The sequence below is a fragment of the Paenibacillus sp. FSL H8-0280 genome, from assembly GCF_045040665.1.
Classification (GTDB): Bacteria; Bacillota; Bacilli; order Paenibacillales; family Paenibacillaceae; genus Paenibacillus; species Paenibacillus xylanexedens_A.
Window position 1 is genome coordinate 4,817,473 of sequence record NZ_CP150296.1, and the last position, 25,938, is coordinate 4,843,410.

At 46.1% G+C, this 25,938-nt stretch carries 26 protein-coding genes; 2 read left to right on the forward strand and 24 right to left on the reverse strand.

What is annotated here, in order from left to right:
* Positions 1 to 15: 15 nt before the first annotated feature.
* From MHI12_RS21160 to MHI12_RS21270, 23 genes are all read right to left on the reverse strand, one after another.
* Positions 16 to 1,131, reverse strand: a complete 1,116-nt coding sequence (locus MHI12_RS21160; protein WP_405170228.1) for a Nif3-like dinuclear metal center hexameric protein — start codon at positions 1,129 to 1,131, stop codon at positions 16 to 18.
* Complete coding sequence (locus MHI12_RS21165) at positions 1,107 to 1,865, reverse strand: tRNA (adenine(22)-N(1))-methyltransferase (RefSeq protein WP_405170229.1); 759 nt, start codon at positions 1,863 to 1,865, stop codon at positions 1,107 to 1,109. Before MHI12_RS21165 ends, MHI12_RS21160 begins: the two co-directional genes overlap by 25 nt.
* Before the next feature lie 192 nt (positions 1,866 to 2,057).
* The gene (gene rpoD / locus MHI12_RS21170) at positions 2,058 to 3,197 is read right to left on the reverse strand and encodes an RNA polymerase sigma factor RpoD (RefSeq protein WP_017687256.1); all 1,140 of its coding nucleotides are present in this window, start codon (positions 3,195 to 3,197) and stop codon (positions 2,058 to 2,060) included.
* Between the two features lie 43 nt (positions 3,198 to 3,240).
* Positions 3,241 to 5,061 carry a DNA primase gene (gene dnaG, locus MHI12_RS21175; RefSeq protein ID WP_340913934.1) on the reverse strand — a complete coding sequence of 607 codons (1,821 nt, stop codon included), beginning with the start codon at positions 5,059 to 5,061 and terminating at the stop codon, positions 3,241 to 3,243.
* Positions 5,062 to 5,108: 47 nt separating this feature from the next.
* The gene (locus MHI12_RS21180) at positions 5,109 to 5,576 is read right to left on the reverse strand and encodes a YaiI/YqxD family protein (RefSeq protein ID WP_017687254.1); all 468 of its coding nucleotides are present in this window, start codon (positions 5,574 to 5,576) and stop codon (positions 5,109 to 5,111) included.
* A 229-nt stretch (positions 5,577 to 5,805) separates the two neighbouring features.
* The gene (gene glyS / locus MHI12_RS21185) at positions 5,806 to 7,881 is read right to left on the reverse strand and encodes a glycine--tRNA ligase subunit beta (protein ID WP_340913932.1); all 2,076 of its coding nucleotides are present in this window, start codon (positions 7,879 to 7,881) and stop codon (positions 5,806 to 5,808) included.
* Positions 7,874 to 8,761, reverse strand: coding sequence for a glycine--tRNA ligase subunit alpha (glyQ, locus tag MHI12_RS21190; RefSeq protein WP_017687252.1), 888 nt, complete (start codon positions 8,759 to 8,761; stop codon positions 7,874 to 7,876). The genes glyS and glyQ overlap by 8 nt, the downstream gene beginning before the upstream one ends.
* Before the next feature lie 410 nt (positions 8,762 to 9,171).
* Positions 9,172 to 9,924 carry a DNA repair protein RecO gene (gene recO, locus MHI12_RS21195; protein WP_405170230.1) on the reverse strand — a complete coding sequence of 251 codons (753 nt, stop codon included), beginning with the start codon at positions 9,922 to 9,924 and terminating at the stop codon, positions 9,172 to 9,174.
* Positions 9,925 to 9,957: 33 nt separating this feature from the next.
* A complete protein-coding gene (locus MHI12_RS21200) occupies positions 9,958 to 10,098 on the reverse strand; it encodes a YqzL family protein (protein WP_074095877.1) in 141 nt (46 codons plus the stop codon).
* A 104-nt stretch (positions 10,099 to 10,202) separates the two neighbouring features.
* Positions 10,203 to 11,102: a GTPase Era gene (gene era / locus MHI12_RS21205; RefSeq protein WP_047843779.1), complete on the reverse strand. Its 900-nt coding sequence runs from the start codon at positions 11,100 to 11,102 to the stop codon at positions 10,203 to 10,205.
* 37 nt (positions 11,103 to 11,139) lie between these two features.
* Positions 11,140 to 11,553, reverse strand: coding sequence for a cytidine deaminase (locus MHI12_RS21210; protein WP_074095878.1), 414 nt, complete (start codon positions 11,551 to 11,553; stop codon positions 11,140 to 11,142).
* A 271-nt stretch (positions 11,554 to 11,824) separates the two neighbouring features.
* Positions 11,825 to 12,196 (reverse strand): diacylglycerol kinase family protein, encoded by a 372-nt coding sequence (locus tag MHI12_RS21215; RefSeq protein ID WP_405170231.1) that lies wholly within the window; start codon positions 12,194 to 12,196, stop codon positions 11,825 to 11,827.
* Positions 12,196 to 12,693, reverse strand: coding sequence for an rRNA maturation RNase YbeY (ybeY, locus tag MHI12_RS21220; protein ID WP_405170232.1), 498 nt, complete (start codon positions 12,691 to 12,693; stop codon positions 12,196 to 12,198). The genes MHI12_RS21215 and ybeY overlap by 1 nt, the downstream gene beginning before the upstream one ends.
* Positions 12,694 to 12,911: 218 nt before the next feature.
* The gene (locus MHI12_RS21225) at positions 12,912 to 15,161 is read right to left on the reverse strand and encodes an HD family phosphohydrolase (RefSeq protein WP_036674803.1); all 2,250 of its coding nucleotides are present in this window, start codon (positions 15,159 to 15,161) and stop codon (positions 12,912 to 12,914) included.
* 16 nt (positions 15,162 to 15,177) lie between these two features.
* Entirely contained in the window at positions 15,178 to 16,149 is a 972-nt protein-coding gene (locus MHI12_RS21230) for a PhoH family protein (protein ID WP_017687243.1), read from the reverse strand.
* A gap of 6 nt (positions 16,150 to 16,155) precedes the next feature.
* The gene (gene yqfD, locus MHI12_RS21235) at positions 16,156 to 17,349 is read right to left on the reverse strand and encodes a sporulation protein YqfD (protein WP_405170233.1); all 1,194 of its coding nucleotides are present in this window, start codon (positions 17,347 to 17,349) and stop codon (positions 16,156 to 16,158) included.
* Positions 17,346 to 17,639, reverse strand: coding sequence for a sporulation protein YqfC (gene yqfC / locus MHI12_RS21240; protein WP_017687241.1), 294 nt, complete (start codon positions 17,637 to 17,639; stop codon positions 17,346 to 17,348). Before yqfC ends, yqfD begins: the two co-directional genes overlap by 4 nt.
* Positions 17,640 to 17,818: 179 nt before the next feature.
* Positions 17,819 to 18,418 carry a hypothetical protein gene (locus MHI12_RS21245; protein WP_405170234.1) on the reverse strand — a complete coding sequence of 200 codons (600 nt, stop codon included), beginning with the start codon at positions 18,416 to 18,418 and terminating at the stop codon, positions 17,819 to 17,821.
* A 13-nt stretch (positions 18,419 to 18,431) separates the two neighbouring features.
* On the reverse strand, positions 18,432 to 19,442 hold the full coding sequence (gene floA, locus MHI12_RS21250) for a flotillin-like protein FloA (RefSeq protein WP_036615045.1): 1,011 nt from the start codon (positions 19,440 to 19,442) through the stop codon (positions 18,432 to 18,434).
* Between the two features lie 160 nt (positions 19,443 to 19,602).
* Entirely contained in the window at positions 19,603 to 20,925 is a 1,323-nt protein-coding gene (locus MHI12_RS21255; protein WP_051450046.1) for a nodulation protein NfeD, read from the reverse strand.
* A gap of 282 nt (positions 20,926 to 21,207) precedes the next feature.
* Positions 21,208 to 21,651, reverse strand: coding sequence for a GatB/YqeY domain-containing protein (locus MHI12_RS21260; protein ID WP_017687237.1), 444 nt, complete (start codon positions 21,649 to 21,651; stop codon positions 21,208 to 21,210).
* A gap of 15 nt (positions 21,652 to 21,666) precedes the next feature.
* Positions 21,667 to 21,840, reverse strand: coding sequence for a 30S ribosomal protein S21 (rpsU, locus tag MHI12_RS21265; RefSeq protein ID WP_005547957.1), 174 nt, complete (start codon positions 21,838 to 21,840; stop codon positions 21,667 to 21,669).
* A 232-nt stretch (positions 21,841 to 22,072) separates the two neighbouring features.
* Entirely contained in the window at positions 22,073 to 22,432 is a 360-nt protein-coding gene (locus tag MHI12_RS21270; RefSeq protein WP_405170235.1) for a histidine triad nucleotide-binding protein, read from the reverse strand.
* 220 nt (positions 22,433 to 22,652) lie between these two features.
* On the opposite strand from MHI12_RS21270, the gene MHI12_RS21275 reads away from it, so the two are divergent.
* Positions 22,653 to 23,603 (forward strand): PLP-dependent cysteine synthase family protein, encoded by a 951-nt coding sequence (locus MHI12_RS21275; RefSeq protein ID WP_405170236.1) that lies wholly within the window; start codon positions 22,653 to 22,655, stop codon positions 23,601 to 23,603.
* 1 nt (position 23,604) lies between these two features.
* Entirely contained in the window at positions 23,605 to 24,738 is a 1,134-nt protein-coding gene (locus MHI12_RS21280) for a bifunctional cystathionine gamma-lyase/homocysteine desulfhydrase (RefSeq protein WP_405170237.1), read from the forward strand.
* Between the two features lie 769 nt (positions 24,739 to 25,507).
* Here MHI12_RS21280 and MHI12_RS21285 read toward each other — a convergent pair.
* Positions 25,508 to 25,852: a hypothetical protein gene (locus MHI12_RS21285; protein ID WP_036674796.1), complete on the reverse strand. Its 345-nt coding sequence runs from the start codon at positions 25,850 to 25,852 to the stop codon at positions 25,508 to 25,510.
* Positions 25,853 to 25,938 lie beyond the last annotated feature (86 nt).

The following is a 25,938-nucleotide window of genomic DNA, read 5'->3' on the forward strand; positions in this document are numbered from 1 at the left end:
ACAGCAACGGTCTTTTTAGATAAATTGGAATACCTCCGTATCAACCTCTGAAGCTGTAACTTGCGTATCATATCGTTTCTCTTCCAAACGGGAACGAAGCCAATCCGCTGTTTTTGGTTTCATAATCTTCTCGGAATTATGTCCCGGGTCGATGATACACATACCTGCCATTAACGCATCATGAGCCGTGTGATAATCAATATCTCCGGTCACAATAACATCCGCACCTTTGAAGCGGGCAGTGAGCGCGTAACGGCTGCCAGAGCCGCCAAGAACCGCTGCTTTTTTGATCTGCTTGTTCAGATCTCCTACCACACGTACATGAGGCACATTGAATTGGGTCTTCACAACCTCCACAAGCTCACCTAATGTCTTAGGCTCCCTAAGGGGTCCCAAGCGTCCCAGACCGAGCGTACGGCCCTTTAAATCCATTGCATAGAGGTCATAGGCCACTTCCTCATACGGATGAGCCTTAAGCATCGCCTGAACGACCTTACTTCTCAGACTTTGGGGTACGATGGTCTCAATCCGCATTTCTTCCACACGTTCCATCTGCCCTTGGGTACCGATAAACGGTTGAGTCCCTTCACCAGGCACAAACGTTCCTGTACCTTCCGTGTTAAAGCTGCACTTATTGTATTGACCGATACTCCCCGCTCCGGCTTCCAAAATGGCCTGAAGAACCTGTTCATGATGGGTACGAGGCACAAACACAGCCAGCTTGTACAGATGATCTGTGTGTACATCTTCCAGCGATTCTTTACTCTCGATGCCAAGTGCCTCGGCCATCCAGTCATTCATACCACCCTCGGCCACATCCAGGTTTGTATGACTGATATAGACAGCGATATCATGTTTAATCAGCTTTTCATACAATCTACCCATAGGTGTATCTGTACTCAGTGATTTAACTGGACGGAAAATGATAGCGTGATGAGCGATAATCAGGTTGGCACCAATACGAATCGCTTCGTCCACCACTTCATCCGTCACATCCAAAGCAATTAACACGTGACGGATTTCTTTTTGCAAACTGCCGAGCTGGAGACCAATGCGGTCATCCGGTACAGCCAGATGTTTGGGAGCGAGTTGCTCCATCAGTTGAATTACAGTTTGACCTTTGGCAAACATGCCAAAACCTCCTTCAAGTTTGCGATAAGGCGCTCTACCTCAGCCGCCTTGTCCCGGGAAGAATCCTGATCGGATTTGGAGATGGAGTTAACAACCCCTTGCAGTTTGATGATCTCACTTTCCCATTTGGCAAAAAATACATCCGTCGGTCGATCAACCAAATAAGGCCCCATCCTTAGCAGCAAATCTTCCGTCAATTCTGTCCCGCCTTGAAGCGGACGTGCACGATACACCTCTACATTGGCGATCGGGCTTACAGATTGTGGCATCGCCGTTATAATCTCATAAATCTTTCCATCTTCTTCGAGCAACTGTTCTGCTACAACTACCCAGTGATGCTCCAGTAACCAGCGTCTGAGGATATCCTCACCCACATTTGGTTGCAAAATAAGTAACTGGACTCCTTCCAGTTTGGATAAACCTCTGTCCAAAATAGAAGCAATCAAGGCACCGCCCATGCCTGCGATGGTGATGACATCCACTTCACCCGCAGAGATCACATCAAGACCGTCTCCACGACGCACCGTGATTTTTTCTTTCAGGCCAGCATCGCTGACTTGTTTGCATGCAGCATCATAAGGGCCAGGATTGACTTCCCCGGCTACTGCATTTGCAGCTTTCCCACTGCGGATTGCGGCTACTGGCAGCAACGCGTGGTCTGAACCGATATCAGCCATGCGGCTGCCATCGGGAATTTGATCATGTATTCGCTGTAATCGATTCGAAAGTTTCATGAAGCACCTACACCATTCATTTAATTTATTGATTTGCATTGAACAAGGAAAAGCGATAAAATAAAATCCAATAAAACATTTCAACATTTCAAGGATGAATTTCCAAAACCAAGAAATCAAGACGTTTAAATTAAAAATAAAGGAGACCCCGCCGCCGCTAAAGCGTCTTGCGGAAAGTCTCCCATAGTTCGATTATTCGAGGAAATCCTTGAGCCGTTTACTACGACTCGGGTGACGCAACTTACGAAGAGCCTTGGCTTCGATCTGACGAATACGCTCACGCGTAACACCAAATACCTTGCCGACTTCCTCCAGCGTTCTCGTCCGTCCATCGTCCAGACCAAAACGTAGACGAAGCACGTTCTCTTCACGTTCAGTCAATGTATCCAATACATCTTCGAGCTGTTCTTTCAGCAACTCATACGCAGCAGCATCCGCCGGAGCAAGTGCTTCCTGATCCTCAATGAAGTCACCCAGATGGGAATCATCTTCCTCACCAATTGGTGTTTCCAGAGAAACCGGTTCCTGTGCAATCTTCGTAATTTCACGAACTTTCTCTACACTCAGATCCATCTCAGCAGCGATTTCTTCTGGTGTCGGTTCACGCCCAAGTTCCTGCAACAGCTGACGGGATACCCGGATCAGCTTATTAATCGTCTCCACCATGTGCACAGGGATACGAATTGTACGCGCCTGGTCAGCAATAGCACGAGTGATCGCTTGGCGGATCCACCATGTTGCATACGTACTGAACTTGTATCCTTTTTTGTGGTCGAACTTCTCAACCGCTTTGATCAGACCCATATTACCTTCCTGAATCAAATCAAGGAACAACATTCCACGTCCAACGTAACGCTTGGCGATACTGACAACGAGCCGTAAGTTAGCTTCAGCCAGACGACGCTTGGCTTCTTCATCCCCGTTCTCAATCCGTTTAGCCAGTTGTACTTCATCATCTGCGGACAACAGTGGCACACGACCAATTTCCTTGAGGTACATACGGACAGGGTCATTGATTTTGATACCTGGCGGCAAGCTCAGATCATCATCAAAGTGGAATTCGTCCTCTCCCTCTCTGGTGTTGTTCTCGGAATCTTCACTAGGACGAAGTGTAACCTCTTCATTGTTTTCATTCACTACATCGATACCCAGATCGCTCAGTTGCTCATAGAACTCATCCATTTGCTCTGCATCCTGCTCAAAAGGAGAGAGTTTCTCTATAATTTCCTTGTAATTCAGCGAAGCTCTTTTTTTACCTGATTCAATCAATTGATCTTTAACCTGATCCAGTGTCAATTCTGTTTCTAGTTCAGTATGCTGATCATTCGCCATAATTCGACTCCCTCCTCCCTAGAAACATCTAATCATCAGACGTTCACTGTCTCTCTAGGGCAATCATTTCAATTGCAATCTGTGCCGCGCGTACAGAATCACCTGCCCGCTCTGCAGCAATCATTTCTTCTTTTTTCAAATCGTACTCTTTCTTACGCGGATGCTTCAGCACTTCCCTGATGCAATCATCGAGCATTTGAATACTCCATTCACCTGGACCATCCATCATCGAGATTGAACTGACCGTTTTTTCCAGGCGATCGTCATGCAGTGAAGACATAAAACGGCTTGTATCCGACGGTTTGCCTTGCGCATAGTAGGCATATAGATAAGCAGCAATAGCTGCATGATCATCCAAGTTAAAAGCTTCACCAAGATGCTCATTCACGTACTGGGCAGCCTCATCATCCTGCAACATCCAGGCGATCAGTTTGCGTTCAGCTGCGTGGTAAGCCGGCAACAGATTGGGTGTAGGCACCTGCCTATTTTGTTGCCTACCATTATTCCACCTTTTCGGGTTATTATCCCCAAACTGGAGGTTATTTTTCATCGCCTCCCGTTCTTCATTACACTCCTGCTTCAATGTTTCGAAGGATACGTCCACTTCTGCAGCCAGTTCACGAAGATACACTTCCCTTTCTGTTGGAGAAGGTAAGGGTGCAATCAACTTTACTGCTTCTTTCGAATAGGCGATTTGTCCGCCACCCTCTAGCAGTATATGGCTTTTTTTTAAGTTTATAAGTTTAAATTTTGTAGTTGTCACGGCGCCGTCCACAATCTGGTTTCGGAACCGTTCACCACCATGCTTCCGGATAAAATCATCCGGGTCAAGTCCCTCAGGAATGAGAGCCACTTTGACCTGCAATCCAGCTTCCTCAAGAATAGGGAAGTTTTTGAGTGCAGCAGCCTGACCTGCTTTGTCGCCGTCATAACATATGATGACTTCGTCGCACATCCCTTTGAGCATTAGTGCCTGATTCTCGGTTAACGCAGTACCCATTGCTGCTACACCATTCTGGATATCCTGATCCCATGCGGAGATGACATCACCATATCCCTCGAACAAAATGGCTTGTCTTTGTTTGCGAATTGCATTTTTGGCATGATGCAGATTATAGAGAACACGGCTTTTGTTAAATAACCGGGTTTCCGGTGAATTTAGATACTTCGGTTGCCCATCTCCCAATATGCGTCCTGCAAATGCAATCGGCTTACCGCTCCTGCCATTAATCGGGAACATAATCCGGTCTCGGAATCGATCCACATATCCCTGACCTTCATTTCGCGGTGACAGAAGTCCACCCTTTTCCATCTCTTCGAGCGGATAGTTACGTTTCTCAAGAAATTGTACCAGTGTGTCCCAACGATTTGGTGCAAAACCAATCTGGAACTGGTCGATTAACTTGTCGCCAAAACCTCTTGAGCGTAAATACTCCATGGCTGACTTGCCGTGCTCTGTATTTTTCAACAAAAAATGATACAGCTTCGCGGTAAGCTCATAAGCCTCCAACAGACGTTCCGTCTCCGGATTCACATGAGCAGATTCACGCCCTTGCCAGTCCCCCATAGAGATGTGACTTTCTTCCGCCATCGTTTTGACAGCCTCGGGAAAGGATAACCCTTCGATTTCCATCCTGAATTTGATGGCATTTCCACCCGTGCCGCAACCGTAGCAGTAGAAAATTTGTTTCTCAGGTGTAACGGTGAACGAAGGCGTCTTCTCGGAATGAAAAGGACAGAGGCCTTTCATATACTTCCCCTGTTTGGTCAGATGCACAAATCGGCTCACCGTATCGACAATATCATTCTGCTGTAACACCGATTCAATAATACTTTCGGGTATACCGCCTTGTCCGGTACTCATCTCTGGCCACCTTCATCTCTTCAACACGTAAATATAATTCGATAAACTTACACATTCTCCTGCAAATCTTTTAAAAGTTTTGTCAGTTTATGTTGAAACATTTCTCGATCCTGCTCTGTGAAAGGCTTTGGGCCTTTCCCGTAATGGCCTCTTTTTCGTGCTTTGGCCGCAGTATGACGAGAATCCAACATGAAATCAATGTCACGATCGTTAAACTCACGACCACGAAAGGACAAAACATAACAACGTTTGCCAAGCGCAAGTGCCGCAAGTCCATAGTCCTGAGTGATAACCACATCATATGGCTTAATATGATTAGCAATATACAGGTCTGCGCTCTGATCACTGCGATCCACTTGCACGGTTCGTACCCCTTCTCCTCCTTGAAGCAAATGATCAAATGAAGAGACTAACAATACGGGGATGTTGAAAAGGCGAGCGGTTTGCGCAATCTCGGTTTTGACCGGGCAAGCATCACCATCCACAACAATGTGGCGTATATTTAACTCACTCAAACCCAGACCACCCGGTTTCATAAAATAGCTGCATATTGTTATATACGACCCCGGCCAGGCAAAATCCTTCTGCCGGAACGAGGGAAATCAAAGGCTAAAATACGGAGCGGTTGTCAAAAATACATTTCACAACCCGTTCCGTATATTTATACCCTCATATATCCTTCTTTAATACTGAATTTTAGCTTTGCGCCAAGTCTGTGAAAAACGACTCATGAAATCCGCCCAATTACCAAACCAACTTGGAAAAATCAGCAAATCCTTTCAAGTCACGATCAATAGCCGCGAGCAAGGCAAGTCGATTCGCCCGAACAGCCTCATCTTCGGCCATAACCATGACCGAATCGAAGAACGAGGTAATACCATCCTTCCAGGCAGATGCAATAGCCAGTGCTTCAGCAGCATGATGCTGAGTCAACGCCTGACGATATTCTGCATTCGTTTTGCTCCATGCCTCATGGAGCTGACGTTCTCCATCTTCTGTGAACAGTTCTGGATGTACGGAAGCATTGGATGCTTTGGCAGCCAGATTGCCCACACGGTTGAATGATTCAACCGTTGTTTTGAATGCGTCTCCTGTCAGAACAGCCGCCATCAACGCTTCACCTTTTGGAACCACAGCGCTGATATCATCGAATCCGGAAGAAATTACGGCATCCACTACGTCGTAGCGAACTGTTTCGGACAACAATTTTTTCACACGAAGACCAAAGAAGTCTTGCAGATCTTTACGAACCTCTTCATCTGCACGTTTCAACAGGTTCATCTGGGCATGTACTTGAAGTGCTACTCCAAACACGTCAGACAATGTCAGCGGAAGCTTGTGATCCAGCAAAATCTGTACAATACCTGCAGCCTGACGGCGCAGCGCATACGGATCCTGAGAACCCGTTGGAATAATGTTGATGGAGAAACAACCCACGATTGTATCCATTTTGTCCGCAGCACTCACAATGGCACCGACAAGAGAAGCAGGGGATTGATCTCCAGCGAAACGTGGCTGATAGTGTTCAAATACCGCTTTGGACACCTCTTCTTTTTCGCCAGCTTTACGAGCGTAATCCTCACCCATCACACCTTGCAGTTCCGGGAATTCTCCCACCATCAGTGTCACCAGATCGAATTTGCAGATATCTGCTGAACGGCTAACGGATTCAGCAACATCACCGGATACTTGTAGTTTGGCAGCAAGTCCATCGGCAATCTTGCGAATACGACGCACTTTATCTCCAACCGTTCCTAATTCTTCCTGGAAGACGATACTTTCCAGCTTCGACAATGCATCCTTAATCTGTAGCTTCTGATCTTCCTCATAGAAGAACTTGGCATCAGACAGACGTGCACGCAGAACTTTTTCATTCCCTCTGGCAATAACGTCCAGTGAATCACTTCCACCGTTACGTACCGTCACGAAGAATGGCAACAATTGTCCTTCACTGTCCAGTACAGGGAAATAACGCTGATGCTCACGCATGGAAGTAATCAATACTTCTTGTGGAATATTCAAGAATGAGGAGTCAAATGTCCCGAACAATACGGTAGGTGTTTCCACCAGGAACAGAACTTCCTCCAGCAAGTCTTCCTTAATCGCAATATCCCATTTTTTCTCCGCAGCCAGTGCCTGAATCTGGGATACAATCATCTGTTCACGTTCTTGGATATCAGCAATGACATGTTCGGAACGCAACACTTCCACGTATGAAGACGGAGTGGAGATCACAGCTTCCTTACCGAGGAAACGATGTCCGCGAGTTACATTACCCGACTTAACACCTGTCACTTCCAGATCGATAACATCACTGCCGAGCATAGCCACAATCCAGCGGATTGGACGTACAAATTTGAAATCATAGGAAGCCCAACGCATGAATTTTGGGAACGTCATGGCATGTAATACAGAAAGTAATCCTTCGCCAACTACAGAAGCCGTCTCCACACCTTTGCTGCTCTTCGTTGCATAGATATATTCGACACCGTTCAGTTCCTTGAACGTGAACTGGTCCGGTTCAACACCTTGACTGCGGGCGAATCCGAGTGCAGCCTTGCTCCAATTGCCACTGTCGTCCAGGGCAATTTTGCGTGAAGGACCTTTCACTTCTTCCTCGATATCTTCCTGCTTTTCAGCCACATTCTGAATCAAAACAGCCAGACGGCGCGGTGTAGCATATGCATTCACTTCACCATAAGCAATGCGGGATGCGTCAAGCCATTTCACGACACGCTCTTGCAGCTGTGCGATTGCTGCGCGCATAAAGCGTGCAGGTACTTCTTCCAGCCCGATTTCAAACAACAGATCCTTAGACATGCTCGGCTCCCCCTTTCTTGATCAGCGGGAAGCCTAGCTTCTCACGCTCTTCCATATATGTAGCAGCGACTTGGCGAGCCAGATTACGAACACGTGTGATGTAACCCGTACGTTCCGTTACACTGATGGCTCCACGTGCATCCAACAGATTGAACGTGTGGGAACATTTCAGCACATAGTCATATGCCGGGAATACCAGATGCTGCGCCATGGCCTTGTTTGCTTCTTCTTCATGCATGTTGAAGAGTGTAAACAGCATTTTGACATCAGATACTTCAAACGTATATTTAGAGTGTTCGAATTCTGGCTGACGGAATACATCACCATAAGTGATACCTTCCACCCATTCCAGATCAAACACATTCTCTTTATCCTGAATGTAAGAAGCCAAACGCTCCATACCGTACGTAATTTCAACAGCTACCGGATTTGTCTCGATTCCACCAACCTGTTGGAAATACGTAAATTGCGTAATTTCCATCCCGTCCAACCATACTTCCCAACCAAGACCTGCACAACCAAGGGAAGGATTCTCCCAGTTATCTTCAACAAACCGAATATCATGTTTGAGCGGATCAATGCCCAGACGCTTTAGACTTTCCAGGTAAATTTCCTGAATATTGTCCGGAGAAGGTTTGATGATTACCTGGAACTGATGATGCTGGTACAGCCGGTTAGGGTTCTCACCATAACGTCCGTCCGAAGGACGACGGGAAGGCTCCACATAGGCCACTTTCCAAGGTTCGGGTCCAAGCGAGCGTAAAAAGGTCATCGGGTTCATCGTACCTGCCCCTTTTTCCGTATCGTATGGCTGGACAATAATACAGTTATGCTCGGCCCAGAATTGTTGCAGCGTTAGAATCATCTGCTGAAAATTCATAATCATGCTCCTTTTCAATGGTTTGTTAGCAAGCTTAGGACGGTGAAGACAACAATAAATAGCCCCCGTCCTACGCCTGTTGTACAGACGTAGGGACGAGAGCTATTCCCGCGGTTCCACCCTACTTGGCTTAGATCAAACAAGATGATCCTGTTCGTTCCAGCCCACTTTTCCGTGTCCATTCATGCTCCCGAGTGCCGTTTCAAAAACCGATTCAGCCAGGCTCCCACCATCCCCGGCTCGCTCATTCATGATTCGCAAGTGTTATACAACGACTTGTCTCCATAAATGCAATAAATCCAGTCTTTTACTTTCTCGTTCAATGCATGTCTCATAAAGAGAAATTATATTTCATAATATATAAAATCTAGTATGAAGTCAAGATATAGTTTCACTTCCACCAAAACGCCTCAAATCCCGTACTTCTCCATCTGATCGAGGAAAGAACGGGATTTAAGATTCAGACCGAGCTGATGATCCATGAAAGCACGCATCAACTTTTTGATCTCATCACGGGTAGACTCACTCACTGATATATTCCCCAAGCGCTGCAGATCCAACTGTGCGAACAAACGCAACAACTTCAGAGCCTTTGGACTAACTGACATCGCTGGAGGATCAAAATGTTTGCATGCTCGACACAAGACGCCACCAAGTCTGGGACTTATAAACAACTGCTCATCTGGTCGCTCCTGATTGCAGGAGATACACTCATCGAACTGTGGACCATATCCGGATGCCTGTAATATTTTCATTTCGTACAGACTTGTAATAACAACCGGATCTTTCTCTTCCTTCAGCGCCTGCAAACACGCCTTTAACTGTTTGAACCAAAATGTACCTGTCTCTTCATCCTGAAGCACCCGATCCAATAGCTCACACGCATAAGAGGCATAAGAGGCCTTGATCAGATCTTCACGCAACTCATGATAGGATTCAACAATTTCTCCAGCGTTCAGTGTGCCTAGACCTGTATTGCGAAAATATACATATTGACCATACGTAAACGGCTGCACCAGTGCAGCATGTCGGCTCTTGGGCTTTTTGGCACCGCGGACGAGTACCCCTACTTTCCCGCCGCTTTCGGTGCAAAGCGTAATGATTTTGTTCCCTTCGCCGTAGTCCATGCTGCGGATGACAATCCCTTCCACCCTGTATAGCATGCCTCGTCACCTAACCATTCCCGAATCAGCCAGTTATCCTTCGGCTTCTTCATCTTCAATCACTTCCCTTGCATTATCCGACTCCTGTCCTAACGAGTTACACGCCTCGGTATATAACAAATAGGACTCCACATCCCCCGTCATCGCAAAAACCTTCCACGAAAAATCTCGCATCGGAATTTCATCCTCTCTTCGGAAATGACGTCTGCATCTACCAAATAGGATGGAGTCTTGCAAGGTAAACTATGTGTTGCAATTACTGGATACAATTCCGACGATCAGTCACGGCCAAAGCCAAGGTCACGCAGAACTCTATCCTGATTTCTCCAATCTTTTTTCACTTTAACCCACAGGTCCATGAAAATTTTGGAGCCGAGCAAGTTCTGAATGTCGTGTCGAGCTCGTTTACCTACTTCTTTCAGAAGGGCACCTTGCTTCCCGATAATGATCCCTTTTTGGGAATCCCGTTCCACAAAAATGACAGCTGAGATATAAACGACACCATTATCCTGCACTTTCATATCTTCGATCGTTACAGCAATGGAGTGAGGCACTTCTTCACGAGTCATTTGCAGAATTTTCTCACGAATCAACTCGGCACATACAAACTGCTCCGGATGGTCAGTAACCTGGTCATCAGGATAGTACTGTGGACCTTCTGGCAAATACTTGCCGAGCTGTTCCAGCAACGTGCTGACATTGCTGCCAAGCATGGCAGAGACAGGAACGATTTCAGCGAAATCGTGAAGCTTGCGATACGTCTCAATGAGTGGCAGCAGTGCTTCCGGCTCAATTTTGTCAATTTTATTCATGACAAGAATGACAGGTGTACGGATATTTTTCAACTGTTCCGCAATATAACGGTCACCGCCACCCAAGCCTTCCGAAGCGTCGATCAGGAACAGTGCTGCTTCTACTTCTCCGAGCGTATTCAGAGCAGTCTGATTCATGTAATCGCCAAGTTTGGATTGACGTTTGTGAATACCCGGTGTGTCCAGGAATACGATTTGCTGATGTTCGGATGTATACACCCCATGAATTTTATTACGTGTGGTTTGTGGCTTGTCCGACATAATCGCAATCTTCTGTCCGATCACTTGGTTCATCAGTGTGGATTTACCTACGTTTGGACGTCCAATAATGGCTACAAAACCGGATTTAAATGCTTGTTTTTTCATATGTTCCTCCTCAGGCGCCTAGGCCTGGAATATTGGTTTATTTTTTGGCAGAATTCAGATCAGAAGGCCCAAATGCCCAAGGTAACAGTTCAGCAACGGTGGTCTCTTGCAGATCACCTTTCAAGTTCCCCAAGATGACTTTCATATCAGGTTCACACAGTTCGTACATGACCTGACGACATACGCCACACGGAGCAATCGGACCATCCGTGTCTCCCACAATGGCAATCGCTGTGAAGCTGCGAGGCTTCTGCCCACCTGCAATGGCACTGAACATCGCCGTACGCTCAGCACAATTACCTGGTGTATACGCAGCATTCTCAATATTACAACCATGATGCACATGACCTTCGCTGTCAAGCAAAGCCGCGCCTACACCAAAATGGGAGTAAGGCGTATACGCCTTCGTACGTGCCTTAATTGCTTCTTGCATTAACAAACTGTTATCCATTCATATTCTCTCCCTTAGGGTGCAATATAAAATCAAACTAGTGCATTTACACTGGACACTTCGCTGTCAGAACAACCTTCCGAGCGCTGTTATCCCCAGATTTTTTTGATCCCTTTTAATAAGGTAAAATCCGGGGATAAAGGCGCACACTCCGTTTCTTCAGGTTTTTTCTGACCTCTCCGTTATCGTGTTTGCATCAAGTAAATTTATATTAGTGTGTAGTATTAAAACCAAATCAAAACGAATCAAAACGAATCAAAACAAAACAAAATCAGTACAAACCCAGCCAGTTCATCACCGGCTTAGTGAAGACGATGCAACCGATGATGACGGCGAATACCGCAGCCAGCAAAACTGCACCGGCCGCGGTATCCTTTGCCGCTTTTGCCAGCGGATGGATATGGGGGTGTGCCAAATCAACTGCCGCCTCTACAGCCGTGTTCATTAATTCAGTCACCAGGACCAAAAAGACAGCGGTCAGCACAAACATCCAATCCGTTCTTGAGATTCTGAAAAAAAAGCCGGCTACACACATCAAAATAGCCACTCCCGTGTGAACTCTCACATTACGCTGAGTCCGCAACCCATATGCGATTCCTTCCGCAGCATTGCGGAATACCAGACCCCAGGAGCGTCTTTTCATTATCGTGTCAACCCGGCCTGGGCCAATACCGCTTCTTGTTTACCCATCATTTCAGCCTCGCTGGCTTCATCCTGATGGTCGTATCCAAGCAGATGCAAGAAACCATGGACAAACAGAAAACCAAGTTCACGTTCAAATGAGTGTCCATACTCTTCACTTTGCAGGGTGGTCCGTGGTACGGAAATGATGATGTCTCCAAGAACATCCGGCATTTCTTCCATTTCTTCATCTTCGTCAAGCTCATAGATAATATCGAGCTCTTCATCCACCGTCTCGTTCATCGCAAAAGACAGTACATCCGTAGGACGGTCAATGCCGCGATAATCACGGTTCAACTCATGAATCTGCTCATCATTCACAAAAGTCAGAGCCACTTCCCCGTCTGCAACACCTTCCGCTTCTCCGGCAAGATTCAGCAACTGTTCCAGCATTGCAATCATCGGTTCTGTAATTTCTTTGTCCTGTTGTTCATTATTCCATGCCAGATTAAGACTCATTCTTTCATAACTCCTGTCTACTAATATTAGAGGTTGTTCAAAAAGCCCGCTTTTGATTACGAATGATACCTAAGGGCATCATCAGCATCGAATATGGAATTCAGCCGAAATGTCCGTTGCTCACGTAGTTTTCCCTACGCTCCGCTACTCCATTTCTAACTTCATCCCATCTTCTCGGTACTGAAAACCAACCTTTTTGAACACGAACTATTATTGAATTAGCCCGCTTCGGGTGAAGTTGGCTTTGGTTTCTTGATCTCCTCCGGATATTCTATCCTGGAGTGGAAGATACCCATCACCGTTTCCTTCAATGTTCTGGCGACGATATCCAGTTCACGCATCGTAAGGTCACAATCATTGAATTGATGATCGTCCAATCGTCCTTTAATAATCTTCTCAATCATGGACTCCACTTGTTCCACTGTCGGTTTGCGCAAAGATCTCACAGCAGCCTCTACACTATCAGCAATGCCAACAATAGCCGATTCCTTGGACTGAGCCTTCGGCCCAGGGTAACGGAAATCTTCTTCCGTGAAATCAGGCTCAACGCCTGCTTCTTCCGCCTGGCGCAGTGCTTTGTGATAGAAATAGTGGAGAAATGTCGTGCCGTGATGCTGTTCCGCAATATCCCGAATAGGTCTGGGCAGCTTATAATCCTTCTGCATTTCTACCCCATCGCGCGCATGGGCAACGATAATGGATTTGCTCAGTTTCGGATCAATTGAATCATGCGGATTCTCCATATTATTCTGATTCTCAATAAAATAGATGGGCCGCTTCGTCTTGCCAATATCATGATAATACGAACCCACTCGGCAGAGCAATCCGTTAGCTCCTATGGCTTCTGCTGCTGCTTCAGACAGATTCCCTACCATAACACTATGATGATAGGTACCCGGTGTCTCCGTCAGCAACTTGCGTAGAAGCGGATGGTTCGGATTAGATAGTTCTACCAGTTTGAGCGCTGACAAAATGCCAAATGAAGTTTCAAAAAATGGCATCAGCCCAATAACCAGAATCGCAGTCAGTACGCCACCAGCGAATGCAAACCCAACGCCATACAGTGTCGTTGTTCGATTCCAATCGCCCGAGTCAATCAAAGCCAAGGTGAAGACGGCTATGGACCCGAACAGACAGACCATAATGGCTCCTTTCAGGATCGTGGATCGCTGGCTAGCCTTATGAGTTGCGAATATCGCAACAAATGAAACCAATACAGCAAAGAAACCTAGTTCGAAGTCAAAAAGTTGACCCTGATGCGTATTCAAAATAATGCTGGACAACATACCGATCAATATCGAACATACAAAGGCAAGCGACGTATCCAGTAACAAGGCAATTAACATCGCTCCTACCGCAACAGGTGCAAGGAAGCCCACATAAGACCGCTCATTGGTTTGGATAATCGCCGTCACATGCATAACTACAATCGTAATAATAAAAATGAGAACAAGCATCAACAGCTGCGCATTATTATATTTGAAATGCGTACCGCTGCCTTGCTGAATATACATCAGAATGGCTGCCGACAACAGGCAGGAAAACATAAGAAGTCCAAGCTGCGGCCAGTAGTTCACTTCATTTTTCAGCAGATCATTCTCATCCAGCAAAGTATACATCTCCGGGGTGATCATCTCACCCTTGGCAACTAATGTGTCCCCTTGCTTGATAAAGACGGTTTGCGTGTTCTCACGCGCCTGAACTTTCGCTTCCTTGGTTCCCTCTTCATCGTAGAAACGATTAGCGGTCACCACGAGGCGAGCAAGCTCTTGCACGACCTCACGTTGCGTTCGCTTACCAAGAGAGCTGACACTCACCATCTCGGCTACTTTGGCACGGGCAGTGGTTGCATCGCTGATCTGATCCGTCATTAACCGAGCAACAATATCCCTCGCAACCGGTTTCATCTCCTGAATATCATCCGATGTCAGACGTGAGATTTTGATGTAAGTTTCTTCGGGAATACGGTAGCTTTGCTCCTGTACCACATTTCTGATCTCTTCCAAAAGAGTCTCGGAGTATGTACCTGCTTTCCGATTATTATTGATATAGTTGGTCACAAAGTCCTTCTGGCGCTGCGGAATTTCATCCCGATATATATCAATCTTGTCCTGACTTGAAATCTGATCATCCTGATTCAATCGATCTACACGATCAAGCAGGGTAGTCATCAAATTTTCGTTTCGCAACTGGACAATCTGAAATATCGGCTGTACCCGTTCAGCAGCCTCTTCCTGTGCTTTGAGTGTGGCCTTGTTATTCGGAATCTGCATGGGCGCAGCAATATCCACTTCACTCCGTGTACCTTCCTGAATATCATACCGCTCAGGGAGCAGCTTAGAAGCCAGACTCACGTAGAAAAGAATCACCAGAAACAAAAACAGAAGATAGCGTGCCCACACGCTATACTTCCATCCTGTAGCCTTATTCTGAAAAGATTTGCCTTTTGACGGTTCCTTCGAGGTCACTTTAGACAATCCCTTTCTATGCTTGATTTTCTGCGGCGTGGTTGTAAGCCACGATAATTTTCTGGACAAGGGAATGCCGTACAACATCTTGCTCGGCAAAATAGACAAATCCAATCTCGTTAACTTCATTCAAGATCGTATTCGCTTCCACAAGCCCGGATTTCTTACCACGCGGTAAATCAATCTGTGTCACGTCTCCGGTGATGACCATTTTGGAGCCAAAACCAAGACGGGTCAGAAACATCTTCATCTGTTCCGGCGTTGTGTTCTGTGCTTCATCGAGAATGATGAACGAGTCATCCAAGGTACGCCCCCGCATGTAGGCAAGTGGTGCAATTTCGATTAACCCACGCTCCAGTGCCTTAGCGGTCTGTTCCTGTCCCATAACGTCATATAGGGCATCGTACAGCGGTCTCAGATACGGGTCTACCTTCTCTTGAAGATCACCTGGCAAAAACCCAAGACTCTCTCCTGCTTCAACAGCAGGCCGTGTGAGCACAATGCGTTTGACGCTGCCTTCTTTAATTGCGGCAACAGCCAGTACAACAGCAAGGTAGGTTTTACCCGTACCGGCAGGACCAATGCCAAATACAATATCACGTTTTTTAATTGTAGTTACATAGTGCTTCTGTCCAATGGTTTTAACACGGATTGGTTTACCTCGGTATGTCGTTGTAATCTCGCCCTTGAACAGATCCAATAGCTGGTCTGCCCGCATATCCTTGGCAAGTTCAATCGCATACTTCACATCTCTCTCGGTTAACACATATCCATTGCGTATCAATTGCAGTAACACATCAAATAATTGTTCAAGCGATTCCACCTGCTGTGCGTTGCCAAAAATCACAATCTCCGCTTCACGGGATGCAATCTGGGCGGGAATCTCGGATTCAATCAGTTTAAGAAAAGTATCTTGGGGTCCAAAAAGAGATTGGCCCTCTCCCGCACTCTGGAGGGAGATTTGTATGCTGCGTGTTTGCTCTGACAAATATCCTCATTCTCCTTGACTATGGACTAGCGGAAGTTCTTCCGCAATGCTTTCTTCTACTTCAAATAAGACTTTCATATAAACTTTACCATTCTCTTTCTTCTCATGCAAAATTTTTTCACTTATAATTTTTGTTCCTTTGCCGTTTTTGGCGATAATATCGTTCCTTGCTCCTTCCAATCCTTTCGTTCTGGCCCATTCTATCGTCTGTTGTTGCTCATGCTCTTGGGTCTCCAGATCTTTCTCTGTCAGCCAACCCATAGGAAGTGTAAAGGATCGCCACGTCAATGGTTTATGATTACTCTCGGTATCAAATGAAGCGAATGGTGTACTTCCGTACCCCCACAGCTGGATCGCCCAATTCCCCAGCACCATGTAAAAACGTTCTTTGCTCTCACCTGTCATTGTATTATGTTTTTGCACCAGCGGAACCTCTACCTGATACTCACGCCATACCAGACCACGAACTTCGCCTTTGGCAACGATGGTTTTGGTGTTCTCCTCATCTCCGAGAATCCCCGAGATCAATACCTGACCCTTTTTGACACGCATGTCCTTCTGAACAACAGGGCGTCCCTGCTCCGCATAGATTTGAGTGACAACAGCATCTGACTTGCTGATCAGATGTCTGGGATTCAGCAATGGTTCGCGCTTTGGTTGCGCCGATTCTACGACCTGAATGGTAATGGTTGTCCCTTCTTTGCTCACGCCAATCCAGGTTACATCCGGCAGAGCGAGTGCAAGCTGCCTGGAGAGCTTGTCTTGGCTTTGCAGACGGAACCCCCATTGCAAAGGATATATGCCCTCTTTCTTCGCTGCTGCAAGCACCTCGTCGGTGGGAATGGTGACGTTACCCTTGACCTCCACACTCCATACCATGGACGACAACGCAAACAAAGCTGCCACAAAAAACAGCATACCCCCAAGAAAGAACTTCCTCCGCAATAATCGGGCTGCAAAAAAAGGGAAACCGCTGCGATGGGTTACTTTCACCCTGCAGCCTGTCCGTTTCAACACAGGACGCAACCTGAAAAAATGCGGCAGCAGAATGTTCATCTCTGCCACGCGTCCATCGTGAGCACGCAGGTTCCAAACTTCCAGTCCCTGCTCTGCCACCGTGTTGATTAATGTTTCAATGTCTCCCCCAGTGACCGTGATTCGGACTGCTCCCCGCAGTTTGTACAGACTGGGCTGCTTCATCCGTTCCCCTCCACTCCATTCATATGAATATCCAGAATCGTTCCTTCAACAGCTACTTCATCCGGCAAAATGTTACGTATCACCAAGGCAGTTCCTTTGATCTCTAACTGGCCTTGGGAAAGAGCCAACACGATACGATCCGGCGTGAAATGGATGACACCGCGATGATTCTCTATATACAGTTGCTTACTGCCGATCAGGGTTAACCGTGGCATATCATAAAGCACATCCTGCGGCAGATCCAACACTTCACTGGTCCATCTGCGCAGCTTGCGGCTGATCCGGGTCATTCGAAGGTCTTCCCCCTTCCTCTACAGTTCAACTTATGCGCAGATTCATGAAATTATGAAAATTCCGGGGCGTGTTAGGGACGAATGTTGAGAAAAAAGGATAGAACACAGAAAAAGCCGTCTCCGGCGGCTTTATGCTCACCAGAGACGGCTTTATTTCCGTCCTGCAATTTAATTATTTACAGTTTCCCTCTTGTGCCAAACGGCTGTTTGGAACGAGGGGAACCCAGTACTTCTGCCCACAGGACACCTGTACGAATATCAGCAGGACGAAGTGGGGACGCTCCCGATTCATCGGTGCTGGTCTCATCCCAACTGGAATCAGACACAACTGGCCGATTCGCAGAAGAGATGCGATTCAAGCGTTCTTCAATCAAGCGCTGCTGTTCTTCCATACCTCTCATCTGTTCCTCAAGTGAATTTTCCATGGCACTCATCGTGCCCTCACTTCTGTAGTCAGTTGCGGGGCGAGAAGATGCAGCAGGCTCCGAATACGGCTGATCATACTGATTCTCATATTGCACGTCATCATACCGATCGTCATACTGTTCATCATAGCGGGGGTCTGTAGGTCCGGAAGACTGCTGCGGAGATGAATTGTCTCTTGAACGTTCATCCCGGCCTGAATCACCACTGCCTCCAAATGTAGGCATCCCGTTGGCAGAACGCTTTTTGTTCGGATCAGCCGATTTGGCAGCTTTCCCCAAGAAGGAGAAGAGTGCAAAACCGATGACGGCCACAATATACAGATTATCAAAAATCCATTCAAATAGGCCCATATGCACTCACCGCCTATCTTCCGTTTTTGGAATCACCCTGATCGTTGGAATTCGAACCTTCACCAGGTTTTCCCAATGTGTTACGCATTTGAGTATCCGCTTCAATGTTCTTCAGGTTCATATAATCCATCACACCGATTTTACCGTTACGAAGTGCCTCAGCCATTGCCAAAGGTACTTGGGATTCGGATTCAACAACGCGTGCTCTCATTTCCACTACGCGTGCTTTCATCTCTTGCTCTTGGGCTACGGCCATTGCACGACGCTCTTCCGCTTTTGCTTGAGCGATACGTTTGTCAGCTTCTGCTTGCTCTGTTTGCAAGAAGGCACCAATGTTTTTACCTACATCAACGTCCGCAATATCAATGGACAGGATTTCAAATGCAGTACCTGCGTCCAGACCTTTGGACAATACGGTACGTGAAATCAGGTCCGGATTTTCCAGAACGTCTTTGTGAGAATTGGAGGAACCGTTCGTACTTACGATACCTTCACCAACACGGGCGATGATCGTTTCTTCACCAGCACCACCGACGAGACGGTCAATGTTGGCACGAACCGTAACCCGCGCTCTAACTTTAACTTCAATACCATCTTTGGCTACCGCAGAGACAATCGGTGTTTCGATAACTCGTGGGTTAACGCTCATTTGTACAGCTTGTAATACGTCACGACCTGCGAGGTCAATCGCAGCAGCACGTTCAAATTCGAGTGGAATGTTGGCACGTTGTGCAGCAATCAGAGCGTTTACAACACGGTCAACGTTACCACCGGCCAAGAAGTGACTTTCCAGTTGGTTCATTGAAAGTTTAAGACCGGCTTTAGTTGCTTTAATCATTGGATTAACAATACGGCTAGGCGTTACACGTCTCAGTCTCATCGCTACCAGTGTAATAATACTTACGCGTACGCCGGATGCAATCGCCGAAACCCAGAGCATAACCGGGAAAAAGCTGAAGAATACGCTCAATACGATAATACCTACTACCGCAATGAGCAAAATCGTAATCATAGATGTGTCCATTGTTTAATTTCCTCCATTTGCAATTTGAATTTGATGAAAATGTTTTAGAAGACACTCATGAGTCCGCTGCTAAATGAAAGAATGCACCACCTCGCTGGCAGCTTCAGCACGTGGTTATGTACATTGCCGAAGCGTTGATCCGCTTCGACAACAGAGCGAGTTACACCGGCAAAGCTTGCTGAACCACAATCCGGGTACCTTCCGCTTTAATCACAATAATCGGTGTATCAATGGGAATAAAATCTCCGTCGGTCACAACGTCAATTCGTTCCCCTTCAAACATCGCTGTTCCAGAAGGACGAAGTGGTGTCAGACTGATTCCTTGCAGACCAACCAGCTCTTTGCGTTCTGTGGCTGATGAATAACCCCGATCCGCAGACATGCTATCACTCAGTATGAAGCGATTCCATATCCCTCGATCCTTAAAGATAATTGAGATGATCGCAATGACTACCAGTGCTGCTCCAAAAGCGATACCCAGAGATACAAATGCATCACTCGTATCATAAGCAGCCCTTACAACACCGGCCACAAGCGCAATTGATCCCAAAATCCCCAGAATACCAAAGCTCGGAATAAACATCTCCAGAATCATCATGATGAGTCCAACGGTAAATAGCACCCATGTCTCTGCTCCGGCAAATCCCGCAATGTAATTACCCGAGAAATACAACACGAAACACACGATACCTACAATACCAGGGACTCCAAAACCAGGAACAATCAATTCAATGATCACACCCGCGATTCCGAGGAACAATAACACAGTCATAACAACCGGATTGGTAAGAAAAGAGGAGATATTCTCCGCTGTTGTTCGTTCTACCTTAAATACGTCATCCTGACTGTAACCGAGCCAAGCTGCCGCTTCTTCCGGTGTGTTGCTGATGTGGTCGGCATAACCAACTTTCAGCGCTTCTTCAGCCGAGAGAGCAATAATTTCACCTTTTTGCTTGGTTTTATTGATCTCTGGCATTTCAACAACGATGTTAACATCCGTCATTCCAGCTGCAATCTTGCCATCACGACCACTGATTTCAGCCGCTCCCTGCATTTTGCTTTTCCAGAATGCAACAAGCTTTGGATCATCAACATGTTTACCCGTACTGTCCACCATTGCTGCCGCACCAATCATACTGCCTGGTGACATTACGATCTTATCTGCATTCAGAGCCAGAAAACTCCCGGCTGAAGCAGCATCTCCACGAACAAATGCAACAGTCTCAATCGGACTGTCCTTAATTAGGGTACCCAATGCTTCTGCAGTGTCGACACGGCCTCCCGGCGTATTGATATCAAGAACGATCAGGCCAGCATTCATCTCTTCTGCTTGCTTGAACCCGCGTTCCATGAACTTGCCAAGTCCCTGCTCGATTGGTTTATCAACCGGAATAATATATACGGCACCACTCTTCTCAGCTGCATGCGCTGACGGTGATCCAATCCAGACAGGAAGCAACAGCGTCAGCAGCATTAAGAGCATCAATGGCCCCGTAAGCTTCTTCCGGCGCTTTCCCTTCACAATAGTCCCCCCTTTTCCATTAATGTTATACTGTCCAGCTTATGGTATTTATTACGTGCAATGCAACATTTCGTTTCAAAATCTTAAAATTATATTTGAAAACTCGATCAATTGCAAGAATAAAAATCCATAATAATATATATTAACCATTAAAAAGAAATTTCGTCATCCCAAGGACATCATGTCTTCTGATAAATGGAAAAAACACCTCCTGACAAGTCAGAAGGTGTTTATTGATTTGCTTTATTGCAGAAATTGTTGAACTGCTTGATTTACCAGTTTGCCGTCCGCTTTGCCTTTAACTTTCGGCATAAGGGCCGCCATGACTTTCCCCATCTCGGCTTTCGAAGAAGCACCGGTTTCCTGGATGGTCTGCTGTACAATAACTTTAATTTCTTCTTCGGTAAGCTGTGTGGGAAGGTACTGGATGAGTACTTCAATTTCCGCTTTTGCATTTGCCGCGAGATCTTCACGGCCCGCTTTGTCAAATTCTTGGAGGGCATCTTTGCGCTGTTTGATTTCACGACTCAGGATATCAAGCACTTCGTTGTCATCCAAATCTCTTTTCAAATCTATTTCAAGATTCTTGATCGTCGAACGAATCAACCGAATGTTGGAGAGTCTGAACTTGTCCTTACTCTTCATCGCTTGCTTCATATCTTCGTTCAATCGTTCGCTAAGATTCATGTAATTAAAATCCTCCTAAAACTTTCTCTTACGAGCAGCCTCGGACTTTTTCTTGCGCTTTACGCTTGGCTTCTCATAATGCTTACGTTTCTTCACCTCAGCCAATACGCCATCTTTAGCGATGGAGCGTTTAAAACGACGAAGTGCAGCATCAATAGTCTCGTTTTTGCGAACTTTAGTTTCAGACACCAGTTTTCCCTCCCTCCGACCAGACCGTCCAAGAGCAATAACACGGTTCATCATCTTACATTATAGGCGAAAGATAATAAAGGTGTCAACCTCAATGTAATGATCACTTATTTGAATCCATTTTATAACTCAAAGGTATTATGAAATGGATTCATTATATAAGCATTTGGTCACACATTCGTGGATTTAATGCATATGACTAAATCCTCAATAGTAGTACCCATTAGCTCGTTTATTTGTGAGAATCGGAAAGACTTGTCAACACGCCAAGTCTGGTACCACCCAACAAATGGTAATGCAGATGATGAACGGTTTGTTCTCCATCCTTACCACAATTGTTGATTAATCGATATCCTGTTTCCTCCACGCCAAGACGCTTCGCAGCTTCTTGAACAGCCAGATGAATCTCGCCGATCAACGGCAGATCTTCTGCAGTAACTTCATTCATGGAAGCAATATGTTTCTTCGGAATGACAAGAACATGTGTCGGTGCAGCGGGCTGGATGTCATGAAAAACGATAACATGGTCATTCTCCAGTACTTTATTGGAGGGAATGCTGCCCTCTACAATTTTGCAAAATAAGCAATCCATAGTTCATACCCTCCTTTGTATTCCAGTGTATGTATTCCCTTCTATCATACTAGAAGTAAAAACCCACGTCCAATCTCTAGACACACAACCAGGTTAATCTAGGTAACTCTCCATCTATCATCGAGCCGAACACTATACGACATTGGATGTATACCAAGCTCTTTTATCGAAATATGGTTTTGTCACGCACTTTTCCCAATTAAACAAATATGTATGGTTAATGACACACAAAAGGAGATTGGTTAATTTGACCGTTTATCAACATGTACAGGAACTTATAGGTAATACACCTCTGCTTGAATTAACTCGTTATCCATTACCGGAAGGAATCCGCCTGTTCGCCAAACTGGAATTCATGAATCCCGGAGGAAGTGTGAAAGACAGAATCGGCAAGTATTTATTGGAGAAGGCCTTGGCACGAGGAGATGTTAAGCCAGGTGGAACGGTGATCGAAGCTACAGCAGGCAACACAGGAATTGGTCTTGCAATGGCGGCTGTAGGCCTGAATTTAAAGGTCATTTTCACGGTACCTCAGAAGTTCAGTGTTGAGAAGCAGCAGTTGATGAAAGCCCTTGGTGCTACGGTCGTCAACACACCCACATCCGAAGGAATCACTGGTGCCATACGCAAGGCGGAATCGCTGGCGAAAGAAATACCGGGTTCGTATATTCCAGGTCAGTTCTCCAATGCAGATAACCCACTCGCACATTATGAACATCTGGGTCCTGAGATTTGGCGTGATCTGAACGGGCAGGTGGATGTATATGTCGCCGGAGCCGGGTCTGGCGGAACTTTCATGGGAGTATCTCGTTTTTTGAAGGAGCAAAAACCGTTAATTAAAACATGTATCGTAGAACCCGAAGGTTCGATACTCGCAGGAGGTCCATCGGGACCACATCGTACAGAAGGAATAGGGGTCGAAACGTTATCTTCTTTTATGGATGTGAGTTACTTTGATGCCATTCATACGATCTCAGATGAAGATGCCTTTGAGCGGGTAAAGGATCTGGCCTTGTTGGAAGGCTTACTGGTAGGAAGTTCCTCAGGTGCAGCTATGCAAGCCGCATTAAACGAAGCTGTTCACGCAGCTCCCGGAAGTAACATCGTCGTTATTTTCCCGGATAGCAGCGAACGGTATTTAAGCCAAAATATCTATAATGGAGGACAATGAAATGAGACCAAAAACCAAGCTGATTCATGCAGGTATTGTTGGTGATCCACACACTGGAGCAGTGAGTGTACCCATCTATCAAGTAAGCACGTATGAGCAAGAATCGGTTGGCGTACACAAAGGATACGAGTATTCACGTACAGGCAACCCTACCCGTCATGCGTTGGAAGAAGTCATTAAAGAGCTGGAGGATGGCGTTCGAGGTTTTGCTTTTAGTTCGGGCATGGCTGCAATTCACGCTGTACTGTCTCTGTTAAAAACAGGAGATCACGTCATTCTGACGGATGACGTATACGGCGGGACTTACCGCATTTTCACCAAGGTGCTGAATCGTCTAGGGATCGAGTCTACCTTTGTAGATACCACCTCACTACAAGCACTGGAGGAGGCTTTGCAATCCAATACAAAGGCCATTTATGTAGAAACACCTACCAATCCGTTACTCAAGGTCACCGATATTGCTGCTGTAGCGAAATGGTCAAAACAACATGAATTGTTGTTCATCGTGGATAACACGTTTAGTACGCCTTATTGGCAAACCCCGCTGGCTCTGGGGGCAGATATTGTATTACATTCTGCAACGAAATATATCGGCGGTCATAGTGATGTCGTGGCAGGACTTGCGGTTGTCAACAGCGAGCAACTTGGTGAAGATCTGCATTTTATTCAAAATGCAATTGGCGCAGTTCTGGGACCTATGGATTCCTGGCTGTTAATGCGAGGTCTTAAAACATTAGGATTGCGGATGGAAGCGCAAGAGCGCAATACAGAGCAGCTTGTGACATTTCTGAATCAGCATCCAACAGTGAATAAAGTTTATTATCCCGGACTGCCCGACCATCCGCAGCACAAGCTTGCTTCCATGCAAGCGAGAGGATATGGCGGTATGGTTTCCTTTGATGTAGGCAGTGCTGAAAAAGTAGATGACGTGTTAAGCAAAGTCCGTTATTTCACATTGGCTGAAAGTCTGGGCGCGGTGGAAAGTTTAATCTCTGTACCTGCCCGAATGACGCATGCCTCCATTCCTTATGAACGTCGGCAAGAATTGGGGATCACGGATGGTTTGATTCGGATCTCCGTTGGGATCGAGGATGTTGAAGATTTACTTGAGGATTTGAAATCTGCATTAAGTTAAGGGCATTTTGAAGTCCATGCTGGCTGATACTCGCGAATGGGTAGTCGACGATTTTCTAAGGAACACAGGACGTCTTATTTGATGTTCAAGCACTTATTTGAAATTATAAGGAACAGCAGGCACGTTATTTCCCAAAATAAGCTCAAAAAAATGCTCATAGCGGCTCTTTATTCGGTTATAACGTGTATCAGATTCCTTAAAATTCTGAGTGCTCTTCAAAGCCTTGAATAAGATGCCTCAGATTCGTCAGCATTCACATCATGCTTTGCTCCTCCAATCGTGGCAAGAGAACAGCATGGATTCCACCCGAAGCGAAGCTTTTTATCGGGATAGAGAATTAAAGCTTATCGGTGTCTTGATCGTAAGCTTGCACATAGGCACGTTCTCGCATACTCAGGATGCGGTACGCCGATTGCTGCTGCGGACGTTCAGGCCAGGTCTGCTTTCAGTAGGTTTAAATACACGTTATGTGCCATCCGTTCATCATCGACCTTACACTAATTAGATTCAAAAAAAGGTCATACCTTACAGAAGTTCGCTTCTGCACAGGCATGACCTTTTGGATGTTCGTATGTTGCCAGTTGTATTGCAATGACTGTTGCGATACATCAGGCTGAGACTACATATGTGATAAGACCTCTCTATTTCATGCTGTACGGTACCATGAATGAAACACCCATCCTCAGCTTGTTATTTTCAAGATTTTCATAGGATGCCCATAGGGTACATAAGAGTGTGTCACTTGCAGTTATGCCTGTTTTTTCTAATTTCAATAGTACGGTAAAAGGGTTAACGCTGTAAGCGCAAATAACGGGAGCACCAGTCGGTTAAAACGTCTACGGCCATAACCATAGTACGGATAAGGCGTAGGGTAGCCGTAACCTGGATAAAATCCGCGAGTATGACCTATCGGATAGTTTGCTCCAGGCATTGCATTTGGAGCCCAGTTCGCATGATTCACCATGGCTTCCGGTCCAACGGGTACAGCCAGGTAGATCATTTCGTCATCCACATTTTCCATAATGCCATCGTAGTGCATACCGTCATTCATCTGTACACATACATAACGGTGCATGTGTTCCTTACATATTTTCTTTGCTTCCACTTTTTCCACTTGCCAACGCCTCCCTGATTCTGCTCTTGATCACCTTTTCATGGTATTCAGAACTGGGCGAATTGACACTACTGACGAAAAAACAC